A 5,879-nucleotide genomic window follows, 5' to 3' on the forward strand; every position below is an offset into this window, starting at 1 on the left:
GTCCGCTACTGATCAAATGCAGAGGCCAGTATCGACTTCGGCTTCCACGTAGCAATTTGACATCCGATTCTGGCCGAGATCGGACTTTGGGCGAGGGGGATTAGGGATGTTTATCGGGGGTAGGGTAGGGGCAGCTTCGGACCCAAAGCGGACGTACGATGTTGCCCCTAGCGCGCGATCGGAGCGCTGAAGGGAAGCCTTGATATCGAACTCAATCAGGGCCACCCTTGATTCAAATAAAAGGGGGACGTCGTGTTCGAACATATGAAGAAGGAGCTGGAGCGACTGGCTCAACTGCAACAAGTATCGGTGCCGTTAGAAAGCGATGCTGAAGGTTACTGGGACAAGGAATGCCCCTCACCTGGGTGCCTCTTCCAATTCAAAGTTCACAATGAGGACTGGAAGAACATCGTCCGCGACGAGGAGGTCTTCTGCCCCGCTTGTCGACATGCTGCGCCGGCGAAATCATGGTTCACGACAGCGCAGGTAGAGGCAGCTCGCGAATTCGCACGTGGCACCGTGGTCAATCGTTTGAACAGAGCCATCCGGGAGGATGCGAGCGAGTCGAAAAGAAGGCAGAGTCCAAACTCATTCCTTCGCATCACTCTTGAAGCCAGGGGGGGGCGCGATGCGGTTCTGCTCCCCATCGCATCAGCAGAGCCTATGCGGTTGCGGGCGGTATGTGAAGGCTGCGAATGCAGGTACTCCTACATTGGCGCCGCGTACTTTTGTCCGAGCTGCGGAAGAAACTCGGCAAAGCACACATTCTTCCAGACCCTAGGCTCGATCCGATCTGCCGTAGGGCTTCGCGGCACCTTGGTGGGCTCGATCGGTATCGATGAGGCTGAAGTCGTGACACAGTCGCTCATCGAAAAAGGTATGCTCGATGCGGTTACCTCCTTTCAGCGACTTTCTGAGCAGCTCTATTTGCTGCGTACAGGAAAACAGGCAAAGAGAAATTCTTTCCAGAACCTAGACGTTGGATCGGAGCTCTGGAAGTCGGAGATTGGTCAGAGCTACAACCAATTGACTGATGAGATGTCACTAGCGAAGCTCCGGATCTTCTATCAGCAGCGACATCTGCTAGCGCATCAACAGGGGATCGTTGATGCTGAATATATCGAGCGGAGCCAAGATCATCGATATGTTGTTGGACAGAAGATTCTCGTTCGAGAGGGTGACGTGCTCGAATTCGTCAGGCTCATCGAAATACTTGGAAACGGGCTAATGGAGCGCGTGGGCGACTGAAGACGTTCACTGCGAAGTTTCGCTGCGGACGCCGACTGGATCTAGCAGTGACGGAGAGCAGCTCGCCATGAGTACGCTTCCCAAGCGCGAGGAGGTTGCAGGTGAATTGTCCGCTTCTGGCCGGTAGCGGTCCCAAGCACACCGTGGCAGCATCCGACCCAAGGCTGACACTGGCCCTTAGCCCTGCGACGCTTGATCTAGCTGTTGACGCCTGAAGTCCAAAGCGGCCACCATGCTCAAATGGCCCAAGGGTCCACAAGGAGTAGTTATGGCGACGGAGTATTCAGTTCGTCAGACTGATGTATCTGTAGAGCACTGCAGCACGCGCGCGGAGATGGTGGCCGCCAATCCGACTACGACTATTGCTCGGACTTTAGAATAATTAGAACCATGAGCCGCACACGAGACATCATCCAAGAAATTGCCGAAGTTCGCCAGCGTCGGCGCTTTGGCTCAGCCATGTCAGAACTTCCGATGCGGCTCTTTGCGCTAGAGCATGCATTCGAGAGGCATGACAAGTCGCAGAGCGAGCTGACCCGATACTTTCCTGTCGCGCTCATCGCGTGCGTCGAAGGGTACTTTCGGATGGCGATCAAAGACCTCATTGATGCGGGCGATCCATACCTCAGCAACGCGGAGAAGCCAGCTTCGTCCATGAAGCTTGATTTCTCCATACTCAGGGCGGTGCACGGCAAAGCGCTCACCGTTGGAGAGCTTGTTGCCCATGGCGTTCCGCTGAGTCGTCTCGATCACATCGAAAATGCGATAACGAGTTTGATCGGAACGGCATTTTTTCAGGCACTCCGCACGACTATAGATCGTTGGGGCCACGAAGTGTTGGGAGAGCCGCCTAGTCCGGTCCTCGCGAACCCCGACCAGGTCTTCGCCGATGTGGCGAGGACCTTCGAGCTAAGGCACATCATTTGTCACGAGATTGCCTCAGCATATGAGATTAAAGCGGAGGAGGTTGAGCGTTGTTTTCAAAGTTGCGTGGCGTTCTTGAGAGCAACTGATGAGCTCATCTCTGAAACGCTTCATCCCGGCGCGCCTCTGACGCAGACTGAGATGAACATCGCCGCCGGGCAGTCACTTTCTGAGTCCGAAGCGCGGCTAGGCGAAGCAATTGAAGGAGTCAGGCAACGCCTCGACGCCTCCGAGCTCGCAGCGTTCAACGACTCACAGGCTAAGTGGAAGATGTATTCCGACGCATGGGCATCGTTCGTAGCCGGAGAGCGGGTCAACAGCGGGACGATCTGGCCACTGATAAATGCTAACGCTGCAAAGGCAGCGGTTGATCAGCGGATAGACGAGGTTGTCGGCTGGAGACGATTGGGTGATGGTGCGTAGAAATCTAACCCTTCGTTCCAGCGGACTGCTCTTGGCGTCCTCCGAATTCAAACGGTCGACGTCCGCTCGTGGCCGTTGAGCCAGTGAGCCAGTCCAAGGCATCCCACCCCGCTACGGCGGGTCTTTCTATAGGAAGCAAGAAGATATTGAATCAGCAGCACATCAGCGAAATTTCAACGATTGTCGAGCAGCTGACGGTCGCACCAGCAAAAACCAAGGGCACTGGATACGCTCGTTTCGTAGCCGCAGCCGACCTTTGGTTCATCCTGTTCTACGTCGTGCTGCTTCTTGTCGCTATCGGCCTCGGCGTTGGGCTCAAATACTTCGATTTTGAGCCATTAACCGTTATAGCAGTTCTGCCATGGATCGTGGTTCCGATGGGAATCACTGGAATTGTATACGCAGTGCTCAATGTCACTGATATCACCATTCGCCTGATCAAGCGAAGGTCAGATCCGCACGGAGAGATCATGACGCAGATCAGGCTCACCACGGCGGCGGATGCGGACTTGGCTTCTCGACTGGCGACCTATGGTAAGCGCGAGCTTGAGTACGTGCTTGTCCAATACGAGACCAAGTGGGGGCTTATGGAGGACCGCGTCGCGTTGCTGGTTGGCAACATCCGAAAGCTTGGTCTGATGCCCATGCTGGCAGCCATTACCGCAGGTTCGGTAAAGCTCTTCGATAAGAGTGCCAGCGTGTACTGGGGCATCTTGCTCGTGGCACTGCTTCCAGCAGTCTTTGCGATCATGGGCTTTGTGGCCATCGCTTCGCGTGAGCGCATCAAGCAGGTCACTGAAATACTGAAATTCGCGATCAGGCACGCCCTGGATAAGCGCGTTGCTCCTGACGAAGTGACGGAGGGCGCGGCCTCCGCAGCCCCTACATCCCTGTAGGGGACCGCTCAGTGGATGACATGCTTTACTGGGCCGCAAACGGGGTCAGGCTCACTTCCGGGCCTTTCGCGCCTGGCGTTGACTTTGCGGTGAGGGCGGGAGCGAAGGTGCTTGGCGGCTACGTCGGAACCAGACGAATGTCCCGTCCTGGCCGAGGCTGTGTGAAATCTATTGCCCTGAACCACGAGCTTCAATTCTGGCTGGCACGCAGCGCTTAAGGGCTCAGAAATTGCGTGGGGAGCCGCCGATCGGCGAACTTTTGATCGATTTCTCCACGTCGAAGGGTTTTAACACGGCCTAGGCCGGAAGCGGACATTGGCTGGGAAGGGGATAAGGAAGATTTTTATCGGGGGTAGGGCAGGTCCTCATCCGATCAAGGCGGACTGCGGCAGCTGCTGCCGCTAAGTACCGATTCGATCAAAACGGCACATCGCTGCAACGACCAGCGTGTGGCCCCACATTGGGGCTGCGGTCTGCCGACCCTATCTGCGTTACGAGCTGCTGCAGCTGCCACGGCTGGCATGCCCTACCAAACGCCAGAAGGCCTTGGTTAGCCCGCCGAATGGCTGCCACCCATCTACAGTGCGATACCGGTGTTTCCAAGCAGTGCTGGCGGCGAGGATCACCAGGCGTCGGGAACCGCCCGATGGCAACGTTTCCCGACTGCGTCCAGAACCGCTACAGCCCGGTCAAGTGTGATTGGGGATCGTTGGCGCTTCGGCGACCGGGGCGTGCCCATACTTTGCAAGAACTTCACTCACTGTAGCCTCAACCGCCTCATGGGGAGGCAATGTAAGCATCATGTTGACAGGAATAACGACTTCACAATCCACCGGCTCAAAGCCATCAATAGTCAATTCTACAACGCGATTTCCTAGAACATTGTAATAGAGCGTATAGAAGGCCCGCAGGTCTTCTTCGAGCGGCGGCGATTCCCCGCTTCTGACGCCGCCGCGCTCAATGTTGATATGTGCCACTCCATGAGGGAAGTCCAAGTAAGCCGCCACAATCACTGTCTCGCGCTCATTCACTAGTGCCGCCTCTATCACCCCCTGTGACACCGACTGGACGCGCACAATCATTCTCTCCATGCCAGGTATCGCACCGTCCGGCCAAAGGCCGACGGAGACAATCCGATTGTCAAAATTCCCCAGATCGTCGGGGTACCCCCCGCTTTTGAGCTGCTGGAGCGTAACGGAATGGAATATTGGATCCCACGGCTGAAGCCTATTTCGAGTACGGTACAGGACGGATCGGTCCGGGATGCCAAGCTCATTAGCGATGTAGCGCTGGGCTAAGCCAGCCATTACCACTAGATCCTCGCGCAGTCTCCTTCTGTCTTGGGGAATGTCCGGATCGATAATCTCCTCCTCCATCGCTGCATGTGCGACTGCGCATCTTCCACTTTCGAAAAGATGCCGACTCACGTCGCGCCCCTCATTTCGCAGCTCCGCGACGCGAGCTGCCGCGTCATCCGAGAGAAGCTCGATATTTGAACGAATCCATTCAACCTTTTGCTTTGACCTTGCTTTACTGAACTGTGACTCGATCACCTTATAGAAGCTCAGAAATGAATAGCTGTCATGAACACCTCGTAGCCGCTGACCTTCTCGCCAGAATGCGAGCGATTTGCGCATGGCGTCGCCTTCGATTAGCGGCATATGATTGCAATCGAACGCTCTAACGGAGTACGTACCGCCTGTGGAGAAGACTTGACGTCGGTCACCGTACAAGATGGGGTGAGACCCCCACACATGCCCGCTTACATCCACGTAGCCCTGGTGGAACCAACTGAGCACTGATGCAAATTTGTAGATTCTCGACAAAGCTTCATCGATCTCCGCACGCTCACATGGCACGGTTATTCCTGGAGGCGATGCTTCGCCGCTTCTCTCTAAACCACGAAGTATGTAGTCATTTCCTCCGTAGACAACCCACACGTCCTCCTGCGGCCAAGCAATAGAGGAAGCAACTCCAGCTGTTAGCCAGTTCATTCGACTACGAAGCTTTGTTTCGACCTCTTGGCCGAAGCGATGCGGCACATAGGGCGTCTGCACGATAGGACTCCATCCAAGATCTCCGACGTCAGCAGTGTATCGTGGCCTACGGGCGTAGCCCCTAATCCCGCCCTAGGTCCCGGATGATCCGAAAGTAGGGATTTGGATCTAACACTAAGCGGCCTGCCCTTGGTAGAAAAAATATGCCGGCGGACTCTCCAGGCCAAGAAGAGCTAACTGTGTTTTCGACGAGCCGTCGTGGAGATTTTCCTTCAGTCTTCCAGCAGTCGAGCAGCGGGGTTAGCTGCGGCTCCGCCGGCCTGAAAATACCCCACTACACTCGAGACCGAGCGGTGCTCGGTCAGCTGCATAATCTCCGGTAGTGCCACTC

Annotated in this window: 4 protein-coding genes and 1 pseudogene; 3 read left to right on the top strand and 2 right to left on the bottom strand. The window is 55.8% G+C overall.

Going from position 1 to position 5,879, the window contains the following annotated elements; all coding sequences use genetic code 11:
- Positions 1–264: 264 nt before the first annotated feature.
- The 3 genes from DBR34_RS12485 to DBR34_RS12495 all read left to right on the top strand — a co-directional run bounded on the left by DBR34_RS12485 (position 265) and on the right by DBR34_RS12495 (position 3,491).
- Positions 265–1,248, top strand: a complete 984-nt coding sequence (locus tag DBR34_RS12485) for a hypothetical protein (protein ID WP_258223882.1) — start codon at positions 265–267, stop codon at positions 1,246–1,248.
- Positions 1,249–1,638: 390 nt separating this feature from the next.
- The gene (locus DBR34_RS12490) at positions 1,639–2,595 is read left to right on the top strand and encodes a lysozyme inhibitor LprI family protein (RefSeq protein WP_128097032.1); all 957 of its coding nucleotides are present in this window, start codon (positions 1,639–1,641) and stop codon (positions 2,593–2,595) included.
- Between the two features lie 83 nt (positions 2,596–2,678).
- Positions 2,679–3,491: a hypothetical protein gene (locus tag DBR34_RS12495; RefSeq protein ID WP_219928284.1), complete on the top strand. Its 813-nt coding sequence runs from the start codon at positions 2,679–2,681 to the stop codon at positions 3,489–3,491.
- Between the two features lie 689 nt (positions 3,492–4,180).
- Here the strand turns inward: DBR34_RS12495 and mauJ are convergent.
- Both mauJ and DBR34_RS22935 read right to left on the bottom strand, forming a co-directional pair.
- On the bottom strand, positions 4,181–5,548 hold the full coding sequence (gene mauJ / locus DBR34_RS12500) for a methylamine utilization protein MauJ (protein WP_128097034.1): 1,368 nt from the start codon (positions 5,546–5,548) through the stop codon (positions 4,181–4,183).
- 212 nt (positions 5,549–5,760) lie between these two features.
- Positions 5,761–5,879, bottom strand: a pseudogene (locus DBR34_RS22935) (integrase); the annotation flags it as partial.

The sequence above is a fragment of the Stenotrophomonas sp. HMWF003 genome, assembly GCF_003061285.1.
Classification (GTDB): Bacteria; Pseudomonadota; Gammaproteobacteria; order Xanthomonadales; family Xanthomonadaceae; genus Stenotrophomonas; species Stenotrophomonas maltophilia_AP.

Excerpts from the sequence above, each read along its gene's own strand:
- DBR34_RS12485 (WP_258223882.1), top strand. The coding sequence starts at position 265 with ATGAAGAAGGAGCTGGAGCGACTGGCTCAACTGCAACAAGTATCGGTG.
- DBR34_RS12490 (WP_128097032.1), top strand. The coding sequence starts at position 1,639 with ATGAGCCGCACACGAGACATCATCCAAGAAATTGCCGAAGTTCGCCAG.